We start from the raw sequence: 19260 nt of genomic DNA on the forward strand, positions 1-19260 counted from the left end.
TGTCATAGAAATAAAATTATTTCTTATGATTCACTTTCTTCCTCATCCGTCTCTTCTTTTTTCTTATAATATTTATCAACCAGTTTCGTATCGATTCGGTCTAATTCCTCTTTTGGAAGTAAACCTAAAAGTTCCCAGCCGAGATCCAGCGTATTCAGAATCGTACGGTTTTCTTTTGGGCCCTGACCGATATATCGTTTTTCAAATTCTTCTCCGAATTTCAGATACTGCTTGTCGATCGGTGACAGCTCATCTTCTCCGATAACGGAGGCAAGATTTCTCGCTTCCCCCACCTTTGCATAAGCTGAAAATAACTGATTTGCCAGATCCTGATGATCTTCTCTTGTGTAGCCTGCTCCAATCCCGTCTTTCATCAGACGGGACAGTGACGGCAGGATACTGATTGGCGGATAAATTGCCTGCCCGTGTAAATTCCGGTCCAGAACAACCTGCCCTTCTGTAATATATCCGGTCAGATCCGGAATCGGATGTGTAATATCATCATTCGGCATCGTCAGGATCGGAAGCTGTGTCACAGAACCAGTCGAATCTTCTACAATTCCGGCACGCTCATAAATCGTTGCCAGCTCACTGTACAGATAGCCCGGATATCCTTTTCTTGACGGGATTTCTCCTCTGGAAGAAGATACTTCACGCATCGCCTCCGCAAAGGATGTCATATCTGTCAGAATAACAAGGATGTGCATATTACACTCAAAAGCAAGATATTCTGCCACTGTCAGTGCCACTTTCGGCGTGATCAGACGTTCAACAACCGGATCATTTGCAAGATTCAGGAACATACATACATGATCGGATACACCGCTCTCTTCGAATGTTCTGCGGAAAAATTCTGCCACGTCGTGTTTGACACCCATAGCGCCAAATACAACCGCAAACTCCTCGTCCGAACCTTCGCCGAGTGATGCCTGCTTCACGATCTGCGCCGCAAGCTGGTCATGCGGAAGTCCGTTTCCTGAGAAAATCGGGAGCTTCTGCCCACGGATCAGTGTTGTCAGTCCGTCAATTGCTGAAATGCCGGTACGGATATAGTTTCTCGGATACTCTCTCTTTACCGGATTTAACGGAAGCCCATTGATGTCCCGCCTGTCTGCTGCCGTGATCGGTCCAAGTCCATCAATCGGTTCGCCGATTCCGTTAAATGTACGCCCCAGCATCTCCGGGGACACATCAACTTCCATCGGACGTCCGGTCAGCTTGGTATGCGTATTGTCCAACGACATATTTTCCGTACCTTCAAATACCTGGATGATTGCCTTGTCTTCATCAAGTTCCACGATTCTTCCCATTTTATGGATCTTATGATCTACTACAAATTCTACAATTTCATCATAAAATGCATCCTGTACCCCTTCCAGCACAACAAGAGGTCCGTTTATGCTGCTCAGTCCTAAATATTCAATTGCCACAACTTACTCCCCCTTTATGCATTCTTCTCTACGACACGATCGTAGAACTCGTCAATATCCCGTTTATACAGATCCAAAAGCTGCAGGTTATCGTTCGGCACATCATATTTAATAGCGATTACCTTTTCGTAAATCCCTTCGGCTTTCAGCACAGACATCGGCATACCCATCGCAACCAGCTTCCGGCTTTTCTTATATAAATATAAAATAACATCCATCATCTTAAACTGTTTCTCCAGCGAAACGCATGTATCATCTTTGTGGAATGCATTCTGCTGCAAGAATCCAAGACGGATCACTCTTGCAATTTCCAAAATCAGTTTCTGATCATCCGGAAGTACATCGCCACCAATCAGTTTTACAATCTCCATCAGACTGCTCTCCTGATTCAGAATTGCCATCAGACGATTCCGGTAATCTACAAACTTCGGCGATACGTGATCCGAATACCATCCACTTAAATCGTTCAGATATTCACTGTAGCTGGACAGCCAGTGGATTGCCGGGAAATGTCTCGCATACGCCAGCGATTTATCCAGTCCCCAGAAGCAACGCACGAAACGCTTTGTATTCTGTGTGACCGGTTCAGAGAAATCTCCACCCTGTGGCGATACTGCACCGATGATCGATACTGATCCGGTTGCTCCATTTAATGTCTGCATCATACCTGCACGCTCATAGAATGCGGACAGTCTGGATGCAAGATAAGCCGGAAATCCCTCTTCTGCCGGCATCTCTTCCAGTCGTCCGGACAGTTCACGCAGTGCCTCTGCCCATCGTGAAGTAGAATCTGCCATAATCGCCACATCATACCCCATATCACGATAATACTCTGCCAGGGTGAGTCCGGTATAAATAGATGCTTCACGGGCAGCTACCGGCATGTTAGAAGTATTTGCGATCAGCGCTGTCCTGTCCATCAGAGGATTGCCGGATTTCGGATCGACCAGCTCGGAAAATTCTTCCAGAACCTGTGTCATCTCATTTCCACGCTCTCCACATCCGATATAAATAATAATATCTGCATCGGACCATTTTGCGATCTGATGCTGTGTCATCGTCTTTCCGGTTCCGAATCCTCCAGGAATTGCGGCGGTTCCGCCCTTTGCAATCGGGAACATGGTATCCAGGATTCTCTGTCCGGTTACAAGCGGTACGCTTGCCGGATACCGTTCCGATACCGGCCGCGGTACACGGATCGGCCATCTCTGTGTCATTGACAGTTCTTTTAATGTCCCATCCGCAAGCTCCAGTGTTATCAGCGTATCCTTGATCGTATACTGTCCATCCGGTACAACCGAAATTACTTTTCCTTCTACATCCGGTGGCACCATGCATTTATGCACGATTGCACGCGTTTCCGGAACTTCTGCAATAATCATTCCTCCGTGCACCAGATCACCGATACCCACTGTTATATGTGTATCCCATAATTTTTCTTTATCCAGTTCGTCCACGCTGACACCACGTGTGATAAATGCACCTCCTGATTCTGCGATTCTCTCAAGCGGTCGTTCGATTCCATCAAATATGTTATTTAGTATTCCCGGAGCCAGTGTCACAGAGACAGCAGCGCCCGATGCCGTAACTTCTTCTCCCGGACGCAGTCCCGATGTCTCCTCGTATACCTGGATCGTTGTCAGATCTTTATCCAGAGAAATCACCTCACCGACAAGGCGTTCCTTTCCGACATAGACCATCTCCGACATTTTAAATCCATTCTTCCCTTTCAGATAGATAACGGGACCATTAATGCCATATATCTTTCCAGTCTTTTCGCTAGTCAATTCCCGCACCTCCCTTGAATGAGAATTTCTGGGATTCATTTTCCAGCGCTCCCTTAAACGCATAGTCAACTAATATATTTCTTTCATGAATTACCGCGCGCACCCCGCCAATAAAATCTTCTTTACTGATCGTAAGTTTCATGCCGGTATGCTCTTCCAAATAATCTTTCCATCTTGCATCCGACGGATTAAGATATATCGTCATCTCTTTTCCATCTGCAAATCTGGCAGCCTTTTCTATATAAGTAACAAGAAGTGCCTGATACTGTGGTGTCTGCATATAATCATTCAGTTTTTCTTCCACTTCCTGAAACAGTTCTTTTTTTAATTCAAATTGCGTCGCGCTGATCTCTCTTTTCAATTCGAGCTGCGCCTTTGACATTGCCATATTGAGCTGCTGCTTTGCACTTACCTGCTCTGCTTTGATCCGCGTCTCTACCTGACGTTTCACCTCTTCTTCATGCTGCTTTGCAAGCTGCCGGAGCGCATCCTCATGCTGTTTGATGATTGCATTTCCTTCGCCACGGGCTTCTTCCATCGCCTTCGTGCGAAGATGCTTTATTTTCTCCTCTAATGTCAAGCATGCCACCTTCTTCCTATCTATAACTTCAGTCCGATTGCCTCATTTACATACGAAGTGATAAAATCTTTTTTTCGTCCGGTTCCGTGTCTGTCAGGAATTTCAATCAGAAGCGGCATCGTCCTTTCCAGTTTAATCTCATTGATCAGATCCGGAAATTCCCTTCCAAATTTTTCTGTCAGCAGGATAATTCCAACGGTCTTATCATGCATCGCTTCTTCAATGGCACTGCGCAGCTCTTCCCGCGTGTGCACCATCACGCCGTCTACACCGGCAAGCCTCATTCCTGTCAGAGTATCGATATTATCACTGATCAGATACATTTTCATCTTACAATTTACCAAGGATCATGAAGGAGATGATCAGTCCATACAGACAAACACCTTCTGCAAGTCCTACGAAGATCAGTGATTTTCCAAGTGCGCTGGAATCTTCACTGATGGCACCCAGTGCTGCGCTTGCCGCACTGGCTACGGCAATACCTCCACCGACACAGGATAAACCGGTTGCAAGTGCGGCGGCAAGATATCCGAATCCGGTTGCATTAGAAGCGGTCTGCGTTGCAGCTTCTGCTGCATGTACAGTGTCTCCGCCAAATAACATAATTCCCGCAATCACAAATGCTCCAAAGAAGAAAAACACATTTGCTCCGATTGCTTTTTTATAGCGTTTTTTCGACTGCTCGCCAAGCAGATAATACCCAAATGGTATGATGATACTCAGAATCAAAGTTGCGATCAGCAGTAATTTTACAGTCAGTGTCATAATAATATCCTCCTATTTTCCAGATCTTAATGTTCTTTTTTATGTTGATCAAATGGTTTAAACTCTCTTCCGGTTCCTTTATAAAAACGGCTGAACATTTCATAATATTCCAGCCTGAGTACCTGGATTCCTACAATCAGTCCCTCTAACAGGCACACGATCACATTGCCGAGAATCACGCCAAAGATATTCACGCTTCCGCTCTCCGCTCCAGACAACATCAGTACAACTTCCATGATCGCCGCATGGCTGACTGCAAATGCACCGATTCGCACATAAGACAATGTATTGGAAAAATAACTCAGCATCGTTTCAAATAATTCAAAAAATCCCTGCACAAGAAACATCACTTTTCCCTCTTCGAGTTTCTTGTGATTATGCTCCACAAGATTCGTCAGAGGTTCTTTAAATACAAACAGGATGACCGGTATGCCAAGACAGATTGCCAGTAAAATATTACTCGGCGTCTTATGTCCTGTCATATACAGAACGATTGTCAGAATGATACATCCGTAAAATATAAATCCCGCCAGCCCGTTATTGGAAAATAACAGATTGCCTCTATCATGTGCTTTTATCGCATTGATCATCTGGAACAGGATCACCAGCAGGTTCAGTCCCATGCCAAAGGCAACCGCCACAATAAATACCGTATTCAGCTGCCCGATAAATGGCAGATTTGTCATAGCTTCTACCGGTTTCAACCATAGTGCCGGTATCACATCTTCAAAACCAAATACACTTCCAAACATAAATCCAAATGCCATTGAGAAAATACCTGCAACCGATATAATTCCCGCGAGATTTATCTTCTTCGTCAAATACAGGATTCCACCAATTGCAAACAGGCAGAAGCCCTGTCCCACATCTCCGAACATCGCGCCGAAAATAAATGTATAAGTAAGTGCCACGAACATTGTCGGATCCATCTCATCATTCGCCGGAAGCCCATACATCTGTACAAACATCTCAAACGGTTTGAAAAGCTTCGGATTCTTAAGTTTTGTCGGCGGTTCACCGAAGAACTTCTCTCTGTCTTCTTCCACTACAACAAATATCTTATCATCCTTTTTCGTCTCTTCCAGGAATTTAGCGACATCTTCTTCGCCCATCCATCCGCACAGGATGTAATACTCTTCCTTGTTGTCGCCTTCCTCAATTCGCGCTGCCATCTTACGCACATCAAAGATATTGCACAATTCTTCCAGACGCTTCTGCGCTCCTAACAGTTCTGCCGCATGCTTTTCAACCAGCACACGGATACTTTGCTTAATCTTCTTGATCTTCTTTTTCGTTTTACCAATCTCTTTCTGTAATTCCTCACATGCCTGTGTCGGCGTTCCAATAAAATCTGGTGACAGGCTGATCCGCTCAAAATGAAGTGAATTAAATACAGAGTCTATTTTGCTCGCTTCTGGATTGGATGTAAAATAACATCCATAGACATAATTCTCATCCCTTGCTCCCTCTATAAATACTGCATTCAGATCATCAAATAAATATTTTTCAAGCCGATTAAAATAATCTACCAAAATCCGTCCAAACCGCACCTTCATATAGCGGTAACGCATAACTTTGTACAGATCCAGATCCAGCGGTTGAAACGGTGTCAATACATCCAGTCTTTCCCGTAAACTTTCTACTTTCTTTTTTAATAATTCTTTCTGTTCCTGCAGTTCCAGAAAATCATGATTCACTTCCCGGATCATTGCAAGCATCTCCTCCTGCGATGTCACTGCTTTCGGACAGATCTTGTCATCCTTGATCATTGCCGTAAACTGCTCCGCCTTCGCGAGCGGTTCCCGGTAAGGATTCAAATCTACAAATGGCTGCAGATTGTCCGTTGTCTTAAGCTCAGCCACTGCATTTTCCAACTGCATCTCATACTTAGAAAGATACTGGTCGCAGACACGGTCAATGTCTGTCTTCGGCCCGCTTATGCTTAAGAATTTCATCTTGACGATCATCGAATCACCCCTTTCATATATGCTAAAGTCTCTGTTGTTGTTAATCCGTAGCGAATACACTCAAACGCTGTCGTCAACTTTTTAATTTCTTCTTCTTTTAAAAACAGATATGTGCTGATCGATGCGATCGAATACGGCTCTCGCCTTCGGTCTGACAGGTACAACTGACGCAGGCAGTCCTGATAGATCTGCTCCATCGTCTTCTGTTCCTTCCCGATCTCATATTTCTTCGCATAATATGTTTCGTCCAGCCGATTTTGAAATTCCTCCACACTCGGTGTGTCTACCAGCATCTTAAAATCTTCCAGATTCAGCCGGTAATGGATTGGAATCGTAAGTGCATAAATATCCGGCGGCAGTAAATGATAATATTTCTTCGCACGGTATATCCACTGGATATTCAAAAGGTCAATCTTTGTTCCGCAGTCTCGCGTATAGATCTCCAGCTCTTTCTTCTTAAGCAGTCTGCGCTGTTTTCTCCAAAGTGTCGTAAAATAATAGAGATCCAGTGCAAGATCATAGTCAAACAACGTCGCTGCACCTGAATCTTTTATCTTAATGAGCGGTTCATAATACTCCGTACCCTGTAAATTATCTACCAGCTCGTCAATATTTCTGGACGTAATCATCTTGTCAATCGAGATCTGTGAATACCGGTCAAAAAAGTCTTTCTTGTATTCCAGATCAAATGGTTTTTCATAATGATTAAATACGATACGAAGACAGTAATTGATCAAATCCACTTCATACCGTTTCCAGTAAACTTTCAAAAACTTCTTCTGTTCCATTCCCGCAAACCGGAACAGTCTGGACCAGTCTGCATACAAAGACTGATACAGCACTTTCTCAACATTCCTTCGATGATAAAGTTTTACCTCCAGCCGGTTCATATACTCTGCATATGCCGGCTTTTCTTTCAGATACTCAATTACTTCCGGAACTGTCTTTTTGGATGCGACTTCCTCAAGCTCCTCTTCCGACAGAAGTTTCGCCTGCATCCCGTGGACTTTCGTGACAATTCCGCTGTAAGCCATAACATTTCCCATGTTCTATACCTCTGTGATATGTTCTAATATCTCTCTGGCATACGCCTCATGATTTTCTTCATATTCTTTTCGCAGTTCTTCCAGAAGCTTCTGGTTCTTCTCCCTCTGCTCCTCCATAACTGCATCCATTTTTTCTTTTGCCTGCGCACGAATTCTGGAAAGCTCTTCCTGTGTAGCCTGCTCTGTTTCCCGATCAAACACGTCTCGTTCATTTTGTATCTGATGTTCAATCTCCGCCTTCTGTTTTTCGGCATGTTCAACAATATCTTCTGCTGTTTTTTCAATTTCGCTCAACTGCTCTACTACAGAATCCATAATCCGCCTCCATTCTTTTTCCATATTTTTATGTATATGTTATATAATACTCTTATTTTTAGAAAAATCCATAGCAAATTTGACATTTTAAAGGACAAAAGTTAAACTGGAAAAGCACATGCAATATACATGAAAAAATGTATTTAATAAGGATAATATCAGAAAGGAACATTCTATGCGATTAAGAAATATACCCCGTGCGGAGAGCGTACTTGCCAATTCAGAAATGGTAATCAAAGATGAGCGACACTTCCGTGGCAAATGGAACAGCGAAATTTTTCACAATAATCATCCACTTCATATTGAAGTCGGTATGGGAAAAGGTCAGTTTATTCTGACATTGGCAGAGCAGAACCCAGATATCAACTATATCGGTATCGAACGTTATTCCAGCGTCCTTCTACGTGCTGTCGAGAAGCTGGAGGTAACATCCGATTCTTCATCCGAAGAAACAATCACACTCCATCTTCCGAATCTACGCTTTATCTGTATGGATGCCACAGATCTTCCGGAAGTTTTTGCTGAAAATGAAGTATCCCGGATCTATCTGAATTTCTCCGATCCATGGCCGAAAGCCCGCCATGCAAGAAGACGTCTGACATCTGCAGAATTTTTTGCCCGCTATGACAAGATCCTCATTCCGGATGGCACTGTCGAATTTAAAACAGACAACCGAGATCTCTTTGATTTCTCCACCGAACAGTTGGAAACATCCGACATCTGGAAAATGACCGCATGTACCTATGACCTGCATCATGATCCTGCCATGAACGAAGGCAATGTCATGACAGAATACGAGGAGAAATTCTCTTCCATGAAACATCCGATCAACAAACTGATTGCGGCAAGGAAATAAGCATATGCCTCTTGCACGTTCATCATACGCATTTTTTACTTTGTATCATATAATAAAGTAACAATAGTCTGTGCAGAGGTACACATTCATGAAACCGAAACGAAGACGACGGCACTCCTGTTTTTGTTTTACCAACATTTGCAACAGGCGCTGTCACAGACCATTCTCATGTCTTTTACATTCTTTCTGCGAAGTATGCCGGTACCTGAATACAGACACGGACTGCCATACGAAGAAAAGAGGCTGATTTATGAAGCATGTCACTCCAGCAAATTTTCCTGCTGTTATACACAATTCCGGCGTGCCGGTCGTTGTGATGTTTTACGCATCCTGGTGCACAAAATGTGCAATGATGAAACCAATTGCAGAAGAAATATCCGGCAAATACCATGCGCAGTATTTATTTATAGAAGTAGACATTGACGAATCACCACTCTTAGCCAAAACTTATACGGATGATCTCGTCCCGACATTTGTCTGCTTTAAAAACGGTACAGTTCTCGCCTCTTTCGGCGGACTGATTTCCTCTTCTATATTAGAAGAACGCCTAAAGGAAATCTTCAGAAAGAGTTAAGACGGATTTTCTTTGCAAACCAAAACGATTATGATACTATAATGATGCCAGCTCCCATATAATAATGGAAAAGATTGCAAAATCAATACATTTCTGCAGTCTTCTGGCATCATTTTTATTTAAACTCATTAAAAATACATCTGGTAATACCAGTCATAAAAGGAGGTACGGCAACAGCCATTATTATGAAAAAATTTAAAAAAATCATTCCACTTGCTCTGGCAGTTACACTTACATGTGCAAGTCTTCCGATGATCGCCAACGCAGACAGTTCCAAAGTTGTTACGATCGGGACAAACCTGTCAGACGACCAGAAGAAGTCTATGTATGAATATTTCGGAACAAGCAAAGACAGTGTAGAAACGATCGAAGTTACCAATCAGGACGAACGTAAATATATGGAAGGAATTGCATCTGAAGCTCAGATTGGTCACAAGACTTACAGCTGTTCTTATGTAGAACCAACTACAAGCGGCGGTATCCAGGTGAAGGTCGCAAACCTTACATTTGTAACCAGTTCCATGATTGCCAGCACTCTGACAACTTCCGGCGTAGAAAACTGCAACGTTGTTGCGGCATCTCCGATCGAAGTATCCGGAACTGGTGCTTTAACCGGAATCATGATGGCTTATGAGACTGCAAGCGGTGAGAAATTGGACGAAGGGCAGAAAGAAGCCGCTACAGAAGAGCTTGTAACTACCGGTGAACTTGCTGACGATATCGGGCAGGACAAGGCAACGGATCTGATGAACGATGTCAAAGAAAATGTCATTGCAAATGATATCAGCGACGAAGATAAGATTGCAGATACAGTCGATGAAAAAGCGAAAGATCTGGACGTTAATCTCACCGACGAGCAGAAAGATAAGATCGTATCCCTGATGGAGAAGATTTCCCAGTATGATTACGATGTCAAATCTCTTCAGCAGACGCTGAACAACCTGGAAGGCAAGAGCGAAGGTTTCTTCACAAAACTAGTCAATAACATCAAAGGATTTTTCGGCGGAAATGACAGCAATTCCGGTGGAATCATCAGCCAGACCAAAGATGATATTCTCGGAAGTGATGTTGTCAGCAACAGCACACTGGACGATATCAAAGACAAAGTTCAGAATGCAGATACTGAAGGCTGGTGGGATAAAGTCGTGAACTTTTTCAAAGGACTGACCGGAAGTGATTCAGATTCCTCAGACAGCAATTCTTCGGACGACAGTTCCTCCAACTAAAGTCACTGTACTTTCGATATTTTACAGACGGAGGATACAGGTATGAAAATACTGAATTTCGGGTCATTAAATATTGATCACGTATATAAAGTACCGCACTTTGTGAAGAAAGGGGAAACCCTTTCTTCCGAAGATTTAAAACAATATCCGGGTGGAAAAGGACTGAACCAGTCTATCGCCCTTGCAAAAGCCGGCATGTCAGTCTGGCATGCCGGAGTCATCGGAGCTGATGGACAATTTCTCTCTGACATTTTAACTGCTGCCGGAGTACATACAGAACTTCTGCATACCGACACAAAAACGCCAACCGGGCATGCAATCATCCAGAATGATGTGCAGGGAGACAATTGTATTCTTCTCTATGGCGGAACAAACCAGCAAATCACAACAATATATGCAGATGAAGTTCTCTCTCATTTTGGCTCAGGAGATTACCTGGTTCTCCAGAATGAGATCAATCAGCTCTCTTATATCATTATCAATGCGAAAGCCAGAGGCATGAAGATCATCTTGAATCCATCTCCAATGGATGCGAAGATTTTTGAACTTCCGCTGCATCTCATTGATCTGTTTTTTGTAAATGAGATTGAAGCTGCCGGGCTGATTAAGAGCAAACTGTCGGATGCTGATATTTCCGACAACGAAAAGCTTGCTTCCAGACTGCAGGAGCTTTTCCCTGAGAACGATTTTGTACTGACACTCGGCGAAGAAGGTTCTATGTATCTCTCTTCCGACACACAGATTTATCAGCCAGCCTTTAAAATAAAAGCTGTAGACACAACCGCTGCCGGAGATACATTTACCGGGTTCTTTTTATCCGGACTGTTACACGGCAAAAATATTCCTGCTTCGCTGGAACTGGCGTCAAAAGCATCTGCCATTACCTGCTCCAGAGCGGGGGCGGCTGTCTCTATCCCGACGATGGAGGAAGTGAAATAGCTAAGCGGTGACTCTATTCGAGTTTCTTTTACTTTTCAGAACCCTTCCCCGCTCATTCGCAAATTCGCGCGTCCCTCGCGCTTTTCCGCTGCTTCGCAGCTCTTTTGCTCATGTTCGGGGCGGTGACTCTATTCGAGTTTCTTTTACTTTTCAGAACCATCCCCGCTCATTCGCAAAATCGCGCGTTCCTCGCGCTTTTCCGCTGCTTCGCAGCTCTTTTGCTCATGTTCGGGGCGGTGACTCTATTCGAGTTTCTTTTACTTTTCAGAACCATCCCCGCTCATTCGCAAAATCGCGCGTTCCTCGCGCTTTTCCGCTGCTTCGCAGCTCTTTTGCTCATGTTCGGGGCGGTGACTCTATTCGAGTTTCTTTTACTTTTCAGAACCATCCCCGCTCATTCGCAAAATCGCGCGTTCCTCGCGCTTTTCCGCTGCTTCGCAGCTCTTTTGCTCATGTTCGGGGCGGTGACTCTATTCGAGTCACCTGTATAAAAAGAAGAACCGGATACTCACATGTAAACATGTGTATCCGGTTCTTCTTTTTATACTTGGTTCTGAATAGTTACTCTTAAAATTCAAAAACTGCTACGCCGTATGGTGGAAGTGAATATGCGAATGAATATGGTCTTCCGTCGCATTCCTGCTTCTGTGCTTTGTATACCTGCGGGCGTTTCTCACCCGTTCCACCGTATTTCTCTTCATCGCTGTTCAGCAGCAACTTATACTGTTTTCTCTTCGGAACACCGACACGATAATCTGCTCTTTCCATCGGTGTGAAGTTACATACGAACAACAGATTCTTCTTGCCATCTTTGGAATGACGCATGAAGCTGAAAATACTTCTGTATGTGTCATCAGCATTGATCCACTCAAAGCCACCAAATTCATGATCTGCCTCATACATCGCTTTTTTATTCTTATACAAATGCAGAAGATCACGTACCCAGTTCTGAATCGCCTGATGTTCCGGCTCTGCAAGAAGATACCAGTCCAACTCTCTCTCCTCACTCCACTCACGGAGCTGTGCAAATTCCTGTCCCATAAACAACAGTTTCTTACCGACATGTCCCATCATAAATGCATATCCGACTTTCAGATTCGCATATTTATCAAATCCAAGTCCCGGCATCTTATTCAACATTGAACACTTCAGATGTACAACTTCATCATGCGACAGAACCAGAATATAGTTCTCACTATATGCATAACTCATTGCAAATGTCATCAGATTATGATTATCTTTTCTGAAATACGGATCCAATTTCATATATTCTGTAAAATCATGCATCCAGCCCATGTTCCATTTCAAGCTGAATCCCAGTCCGTCATCTTCCACATCCCCGGTTACCTTCGGCCATGCAGTAGATTCCTCAGCAATCATCATTGCACCTGGATTACGGCCAAGCACAACCGAATTAAGATGCTTAAAGAAATCAATCGCTTCAAGATTCTTATTCTCTCCGTACTTATTCGGCACCCACTCTCCTGCATTCTTTCCATAATCCAGATATAACATGGACGCAACCGCATCTACGCGAAGACCGTCTATATGGAAGTATTCCACCCAGAACAGCGCATTGGCAATCAGGAAGTTCCGCACTTCATTCTTTCCATAATCGAAAATCTTCGTTCCCCAGTCCGGATGTTCTCCCATCCTCGGATCTGCATATTCAAACGTTGGGGTTCCATCAAAATCAGCAAGTCCGTGTGCATCTTTCGGAAAATGTGCCGGCACCCAGTCAAGAATGATACCGATATTATGCTGATGCAGATGGTTGACCATCCATGCAAAATCCTGCGGGGTTCCATATCTGGAAGTTGGTGCATAATACCCTGTCACCTGATATCCCCATGAACCGTCAAACGGATGCTCCGCAATACCAATCAGCTCCACATGCGTATAACCCATGTCTTTTACATATTTGACTATCTCTTTACCGAAATCCCGGTATGTATAAAATCCATCGTCCTCACACCCCGGATGTTTCTTCCACGAACCGATATGCGCTTCATACACAGACACTGGTTCTTTCTTATGATCCCAGTCTTCCCTGCGCTTCATCCACTGCGTATCCGACCATTTCAGCTCACTGATATCATGCACTCTCGATGCAGTTCCCGGTCGTAACTCTGCATAGTTTGCAAATGGATCTGCCTTGAAAATGTAGTCTCCCGTATAAGTCTCAATACAATACTTATACATCATATCTTCCTGTACCTTTGGTATAAAGCACGTATAAATTCCCAACGGCTCTTCCCGCTTCATCGGATTCGCCTGTGTATCCCATTCGTTAAATTCACCGACAACGGATACCGACTTCGCATGCGGTGCCCACACAGCAAAATACACACCCTGACGGTGTCCATCCTTTACTCGGTGCGATCCCAGCTTCTTATATATCTCGTAATGGTTCCCCTGTCCAAAAAGATACTGATCCAGCTCCCCGATCTCATATGTTTTTTTCTTTCTTTCAGCCATAATTCCACCTTCCCATACTCTTATGGTAATATATTTATTATACGTTAGAACAAGGTAAAAAGAAAGAGTTTTGACAAACATTATCTGTCAAAACTCTTTTTTCTCATTTATAGTTTGAATTTATTTTTATTGTCAAACTAAATTCTGAAATCCTCTTCTTTAAGGATGATCCGGTCTGCGTGATCCGTTCCTTTTCCAAAGACTCTTCTTGCAAGATGTTTTACATTTGCTTTCTGTGAATGAGCGATTGCTTCATCCATAATCTCTTTAACCTCGGCAACTGTTACGGCATGATCCTCTCTCTGCATTACATCGATTCGGCTGTACAATGCAAGGATTCCCATTTCATCCAGTTTATATCCATTTTCCTTCGCATATGTCTGACCGAATGTTACCAGCTCATCATTGATAAATACCGGCAGCTCCAGTTTTGAAGTAAACTTGCGTTTGAAATCCGGATTAGCTGTCATAATACGTTCCAATGGTTTTCTCTGATCTTCCAGTACAAACAGCATCTCTCCTGTCTTTCTTTCCATCAGATAGCTTAACTCTTCTACTGTTCTGGAATTTAACTTACCGGCTTTTTCGATAATGATCGCTCCACCACGGAGTTTCTGGATAATATTGGATAACTCTTTCTTATTCAGTGACTCTCCTGTTACAATTGCAACTTTACCCTGTTTCAGGTTACGCTGTTTCTGGATTGCTTTTACAATATCAACAGCAAGAACTGTCTTACCAGATCCTTTTCTTCCGATAACCATAAGGTTTCCTGTCTTGGAAGTTCCTTCTCTCTGTGCACGGCGGTCATTATCCAGAACTTCTACAATCTGCTCACTCATACCTCTGACTGGTACAAAGTAAGAGAATAACTTCTTCTGTTCTTCTGTAAGTCCGGCTTTCAGACCAATCTCACTTGTTGCATTTAAGTCATAACGACCGGTTACTACAAATCCTGTATCAAACGGAACTCCGCCACCTTTAGACTTCTTGATACGTTTCTGTATCTCTGCCTCTGAAGGCTCCTCGATCTCAAGCGCTTCACCGAGATCTGTATCATCATCTTTGTCATCATTGAAGAAATCATCCAGATCAAAGTCTTCTTCTTCAGCTTCTTCATAAGAAACCTCTTCCGGCTCATCTTCTGCAGATACTTCTTCCGGCTCTGCAAAATCTTCCTCTGCGAAATCTCCTTCTACGAAATCTTCTTCCTCCGCGGATGCTTCTTCAAAATCTTCTTCAGCAAAATCGGCTTCATCAAAGTCTTCCTCGCCGAAATCTCCTTCATCAAAATCAGCCTCATCAAAATCTTCGCCGTCTTCTGCGAAATCCTCTTCATCAAAGCCTTCCTCTGTGAAATCTCCTTCGTCAAAATCAGCCTCATCAAAATCTTCGCCGTCTTCTGCGAAATCCTCTTCATCAAAGTCTTCCTCGCCGAAGTCTTCTTCTACCGGCTCCTCGTCAAAGTTCTCTTCATCGAAATCATTTTCATCATATTCCTCATCGAAGTCTTCTACATATTCTTCTTCATTGTAGTCATCCTCAATAAAATCATCACCGTCGAAGTCATCTTCTGCTCCACCAAATACTGCATCTTCCAGATCTTCTTCATCATCCAGATCTTCATCCAGTACAATTTTTGAAGTCTTAGGTGTTGCTGCTCTGCTTTCAAGCTGCTCTACTAAATCTAAAATATCGTCTGGCAGACGCTGTGTATTTTTCTTTTCTTCTGTAACTTTCTCGTCCGGCTTACCCATTGTCTGCTGTTTTGCAAGTCGTTCTGCTGCCTTTTTGGCTGCTTCCTGGATAGCGGCTTCTTTTTCAGCTTCTTTTCTGGCTCTTTCTTCTTCAGCCTTTCTTCTTGCTTCTTCCTCGGCACGCTTTCTTGCTGCTTCTTCTTCAGCCTTTCTTCTCGCTTCTTCCTCGGCTTTGCGCTTTCTCTCAGCTTCCTCTTCCGCTTTTCTTCTCGCTTCTTCCTCGGCACGCTTTCTTGCTGCTTCTTTTTCTGCCGCTATACGCTTGCGCTCTGCCTCAGCCTCAGCAGCCTTTCGCTCCAGTTCAAGTCGTTCTGCTTCGCGGCGTTTTCTTGCTTCTTCTCTTTCTTTTGCAAGACGCGCTTCATCTTTGACTTTCTGCTCTTTGATTGCTTCTGCATTTGCTTTCTGCTTTTCTTCCCACTCCTGCAGGATCTCTTCAATCTTCATCTGTCCGCCAAGCAGAAGTTCTTCTTCCTTCTCAGCCATTGCCTTTTCTTCTATATTGATCTCCTGTACCGGATCACTTGCAGGTTCCATTGTCTCCAGCGGAACATCTTCTTCTGCAACTTCTTCCGGCTCTGCTTCATAAGCTTCCTCTGCAACTTCTTCCGGCTCCGCTTCATAAGTTTCCTCTGCAACTTCTTCCGGCTCCGCTTCATAAGCTTCCTCTGCAACTTCTTCCGGCTCCGCTTCGTAAACGTCCTCTGCCGCTTCTTCCGGTTCTGCTTCATAAGTTTCCTCTGCAATTCCCTCCGGCTCTGCTTCGTAAACCTCCTGCTCCACCGCTTCTTCGGTAACTTCTTCCGGTTCTGTTTCGTAAGTTTCCTCTGCGACTTCTTCCGGTTCTGCTTCATAAGCTTTCTCTTCTTCGACCGCCTCTTCTGCCGCACTCTCTTCCGGCATGTCCTCTTCTTCGCTCTCAGCATCCTCTTCGTCAAATGCCGGTTCCGGTCTTACTCCGCCAGGTCTGCTATCATACTTCTCCTGCTGAAGCGGAGTCAGCGGTTTGTATTTCATCTTTAATTCCATCGCCTGATATACATATTTGCCTTCACTGAACCACAAGATCAGATCATCACATTCTTCCAGACACTTCGCTGTCATTCCTACCTCGTGATACAATAATGCCAGTTCATATGCCCATTTCTCAACATATTCAGATTTCTTGAAATCTTCCAGCGCACGAATCTGTTCTTCCAGATCAGCTCCCTGTGTTTTCAGAATCTTATATTTCAAAATATACTGATTCGGATCACGCGGTGCCACTTTAACAAATTCTTCATAACAGTCAGAAGCTTCCTGTGTGTCCTCCAATTTCAATGCCAGAAGACCTAACCGGTATATAACTTTACGGCTTCCAGGTGCACGGTCATATGCCAGGAACAGCACATCCCTGCTCTTCTGATACTCTCCGTTACATTCGTAAATCTCACTGACGGTATTCAACATGGATGCATTTTTTACTCTGCGCCAGTCAATCGTATCTGCGATCTCCATAGCTTTTTTATACTGCTTCTGCTCCACGTATTCGAGCATCTGCTCGGTCTTAACCCGATATTCATATTTATCCAAATTTCTCACCTCAAAATTTAATTATATTTCTACTATTTTACTATATTTAAAGATGATATAAGTTTAGCATATGGTATTAGCATTGTCAAAATATACGCTCTATTTGTTAAAAAAATATTACAAAAATGTAACATTAAAATAGCCATTACAGTCGTTCCTGATTGCAATGGCTATCTTATATTGAATTTTATCATATTTATTATTATATTAAATCGGAGGAAATATTATTACCAATTCCCGTAACCTTTTCCTTTCTATTTTTAAGGATGAGTAAGGGGTATGTATAAAATGTTTCTTTACACATTTTATAACTTCACATAAGTTTTACTCGTTTTTCTTCTATCTGTGGTATTTATTTCCAATATGTCTGTGCAGATGTAACTCTTTATTCTATCTTCCGGTTTCTTGACATCTCCGATTTTTTTCTTCCATTCTAATCTTACCGGATTCTAACTTCTATGGTAAAGGCTTATTTTTCGGGAATCATTCTCTGCCATACCACTAACATATTGAATTGATGAATCGATCAAACTGTCCAACGGAATAAGCCTCCTTTACATGAATTTCCAAATCTTCAAATCTCTCAAATGTTATTTCGAAAATCCTTTCTCGTCAGATCTTCTTTTATTTGATTTTTAGATTTCGTATCTCTTTTGGATTGACTTTATAATAGCACCGCGCTTCTATTTTGTCAACACTATTTTTATATTTTTATTATATTATTTTATTTCATCTTTGTTATTTTATTATTATCTGTCAATTCTGACTTTTTATTCATGTTCTTCTGATACATAGCATAACATTTTCAAGCCATAACAAACAGACTCAAAATCATCATCTCTGTACTCCTCTCCTATATAATTTGCAGCTTTTTCTGCCGTAACTTCCACGCTCACTGCCTCATCCTCTGCGCGCTCCGTCTGCGTGACATGCCGTTTTTTCAGTGTGAATAACCAGGCAATTTTATTGAAAGTGACCGATATCTATATCAAAATAAAAAATGCAATCCACGCTGTGTCAAAGCTTCCAGAATCGGGACGTTTCATTAAACTGGATATGTATTTAAATGATGACAAATTCGATGTGCTTGTCAGGGAGTGATTTTATGACATCTTTCGGTTCTTAATTGTTAACCTTTATATTTTTATAGTTGACATTCCTTGTATCTACAATTATAATGACTTTGTTAAATAAATGATTATTGTACGAACAAACTCACATCACAGAAAGGACTTTTTACATGGAGACATCAACTACTAAATCAGCTTTTACTACAAAACGTATGGTAGAGATTGCTTTGATCACTGCCGTTATCTGTATTCTGGCACCATTTGCTATTCCAATTCCAGTCAGTCCGGTGCCGATTTCACTGACAAATCTGGTTATATATATCGCTGTTTTTATTCTTTCCTGGAATGATGCACTTTTCAGCTATATCATTTATCTGCTTCTCGGAATTGCAGGTCTGCCTGTATTTTCCGGTTTTACCGGTGGACTTGAAAAGCTTGCCGGACCGACTGGCGGATATCTGATTGGATTCATTTTCATGACGATAATCGCAGGAATCGGTACTAACAAATTTGGCGGCAAAAAGCTTCCGGCTGTTCTTGGCATGGTACTCGGTCTTGCTGTTGCTTACATTTTCGGAACTGCATGGCTTGCTTACCAGATGCATATTTCTTTCATGGCAGGATTATCTGTCGGCGTGCTTCCGTATCTTGCCGGAGATGCTGTTAAGATCATTATCGCTATGATTGTAGGACCGATTTTAAGAAGCCGTCTGTCTGCAATAAAATAAATCGATTTAGCCAAATCTTAGCCCTATAGAGCCCCAACAGAATTTGCAATTGGCACTTTCATCCGGAGCCCAAACAGAGAAAACCTCCGACATATCGGTTCCTTTTTCACCTCATGTAATTCAGGAATCCTTTGCCGAAGGTTTTCTTTATTTTTCATATCTGCTATTTA

The 19260-nt window shown here is 42.9% G+C and carries 15 protein-coding genes; 5 read left to right on the forward strand and 10 right to left on the reverse strand.

The window, feature by feature from the left end:
* Positions 1-23 precede the first annotated feature (23 nt).
* Genes DW152_RS05385 through DW152_RS05420 form a run of 8 tightly spaced genes read right to left on the reverse strand, consistent with a single transcriptional unit; the run spans position 24 to position 7890 of the window.
* Positions 24-1430, reverse strand: coding sequence for a V-type ATP synthase subunit B (locus tag DW152_RS05385; protein WP_021860410.1), 1407 nt, complete (start codon positions 1428-1430; stop codon positions 24-26).
* Between the two features lie 14 nt (positions 1431-1444).
* Positions 1445-3256: a V-type ATP synthase subunit A gene (locus DW152_RS05390; RefSeq protein ID WP_021860411.1), complete on the reverse strand. Its 1812-nt coding sequence runs from the start codon at positions 3254-3256 to the stop codon at positions 1445-1447.
* The gene (locus DW152_RS05395) at positions 3210-3797 is read right to left on the reverse strand and encodes a V-type ATP synthase subunit E (protein ID WP_118288126.1); all 588 of its coding nucleotides are present in this window, start codon (positions 3795-3797) and stop codon (positions 3210-3212) included. The genes DW152_RS05390 and DW152_RS05395 overlap by 47 nt, the downstream gene beginning before the upstream one ends.
* Before the next feature lie 20 nt (positions 3798-3817).
* The gene (locus DW152_RS05400) at positions 3818-4126 is read right to left on the reverse strand and encodes a V-type ATP synthase subunit F (protein WP_117537487.1); all 309 of its coding nucleotides are present in this window, start codon (positions 4124-4126) and stop codon (positions 3818-3820) included.
* 1 nt (position 4127) lies between these two features.
* Positions 4128-4562, reverse strand: a complete 435-nt coding sequence (locus DW152_RS05405; protein ID WP_021860414.1) for an ATP synthase subunit C — start codon at positions 4560-4562, stop codon at positions 4128-4130.
* A gap of 26 nt (positions 4563-4588) precedes the next feature.
* Positions 4589-6529, reverse strand: coding sequence for a V-type ATP synthase subunit I (locus tag DW152_RS05410; protein WP_021860415.1), 1941 nt, complete (start codon positions 6527-6529; stop codon positions 4589-4591).
* Positions 6526-7575 carry a V0D/AC39 family V-type ATPase subunit gene (locus DW152_RS05415; protein WP_021860416.1) on the reverse strand — a complete coding sequence of 350 codons (1050 nt, stop codon included), beginning with the start codon at positions 7573-7575 and terminating at the stop codon, positions 6526-6528. The genes DW152_RS05410 and DW152_RS05415 overlap by 4 nt, the downstream gene beginning before the upstream one ends.
* Before the next feature lie 3 nt (positions 7576-7578).
* Positions 7579-7890, reverse strand: coding sequence for a hypothetical protein (locus DW152_RS05420; protein ID WP_021860417.1), 312 nt, complete (start codon positions 7888-7890; stop codon positions 7579-7581).
* 175 nt (positions 7891-8065) lie between these two features.
* Here DW152_RS05420 and trmB point away from each other — a divergent pair, with 175 nt between their 5' ends.
* The 4 genes from trmB (at position 8066) to DW152_RS05440 (ending at position 11485) form a co-directional block, all read left to right on the forward strand.
* Positions 8066-8746 carry a tRNA (guanosine(46)-N7)-methyltransferase TrmB gene (trmB, locus tag DW152_RS05425; RefSeq protein ID WP_021860418.1) on the forward strand — a complete coding sequence of 227 codons (681 nt, stop codon included), beginning with the start codon at positions 8066-8068 and terminating at the stop codon, positions 8744-8746.
* Between the two features lie 250 nt (positions 8747-8996).
* Positions 8997-9320, forward strand: a complete 324-nt coding sequence (locus tag DW152_RS05430; protein WP_021860419.1) for a thioredoxin family protein — start codon at positions 8997-8999, stop codon at positions 9318-9320.
* 185 nt (positions 9321-9505) lie between these two features.
* Positions 9506-10546, forward strand: a complete 1041-nt coding sequence (locus DW152_RS05435) for a DUF1002 domain-containing protein (protein WP_021860420.1) — start codon at positions 9506-9508, stop codon at positions 10544-10546.
* 42 nt (positions 10547-10588) lie between these two features.
* Positions 10589-11485 (forward strand): ribokinase, encoded by an 897-nt coding sequence (locus DW152_RS05440; protein WP_021860421.1) that lies wholly within the window; start codon positions 10589-10591, stop codon positions 11483-11485.
* Positions 11486-12052: 567 nt separating this feature from the next.
* Here the strand turns inward: DW152_RS05440 and glgB are convergent.
* Positions 12053-13963 carry a 1,4-alpha-glucan branching protein GlgB gene (glgB, locus tag DW152_RS05450; RefSeq protein ID WP_117537471.1) on the reverse strand — a complete coding sequence of 637 codons (1911 nt, stop codon included), beginning with the start codon at positions 13961-13963 and terminating at the stop codon, positions 12053-12055.
* A 137-nt stretch (positions 13964-14100) separates the two neighbouring features.
* A complete protein-coding gene (locus DW152_RS05455) occupies positions 14101-17256 on the reverse strand; it encodes a hypothetical protein (protein WP_118288160.1) in 3156 nt (1051 codons plus the stop codon).
* Between the two features lie 1276 nt (positions 17257-18532).
* Between DW152_RS05455 and DW152_RS05460 the strand changes: the two genes are divergently transcribed.
* On the forward strand, positions 18533-19090 hold the full coding sequence (locus DW152_RS05460) for a biotin transporter BioY (protein ID WP_021860424.1): 558 nt from the start codon (positions 18533-18535) through the stop codon (positions 19088-19090).
* Positions 19091-19260: the final 170 nt, after the last annotated feature.

The organism is Dorea sp. AM13-35, assembly GCF_003473885.1.
Classification (GTDB): Bacteria; Bacillota; Clostridia; order Lachnospirales; family Lachnospiraceae; genus Dorea_D; species Dorea_D hominis.